The organism is Methylopila jiangsuensis (assembly GCF_027922305.1).
GTDB lineage: Bacteria > Pseudomonadota > Alphaproteobacteria > Rhizobiales > Methylopilaceae > Methylopila > Methylopila jiangsuensis.
Genome location: NZ_BSFK01000015.1, coordinates 1 through 332 on the forward strand (window position 1 = coordinate 1; position 332 = coordinate 332).

Below are 332 nucleotides of genomic sequence, written 5' to 3' on the forward strand. Positions count from 1 at the left end.
TCTGTCTAGTCAAGGCTATGGTTTTTCCAGTGGTCATGTATGGATGTGAGAGTTGGACTGTGAAGAAGGCTGAGCGCCGAAGAATTGATGCTTTTGAACTGTGGTGTTGGAGAAGACTCTTGAGAGTCCCTTGGACTGCAAGGAGATCCAACCAGTCCATTCTGAAGGAGATCAGCCCTGGGATTTCTTTGGAAGGAATGATGCTAAAGCTGAAACTCCAGTACTTTGGCCACCTCATGCGAAGAGTTGACTCATTGGAAAAGACTCTGATGCTGGGAGGGATTGGGGGCAGGAGGAGAAGGGGACGACAGAGGATGAGATGGCTGGATGGC

The 332-nt window shown here is 49.7% G+C and carries 1 protein-coding gene; it reads left to right on the plus strand.

Features of this window, described 5'->3' with window-relative positions; all coding sequences use genetic code 11:
* Positions 1–59: 59 nt before the first annotated feature.
* On the plus strand, positions 60–332 hold a 273-nt coding region (locus PKE85_RS12820; protein WP_271205155.1), incomplete at its 3' end, for a hypothetical protein.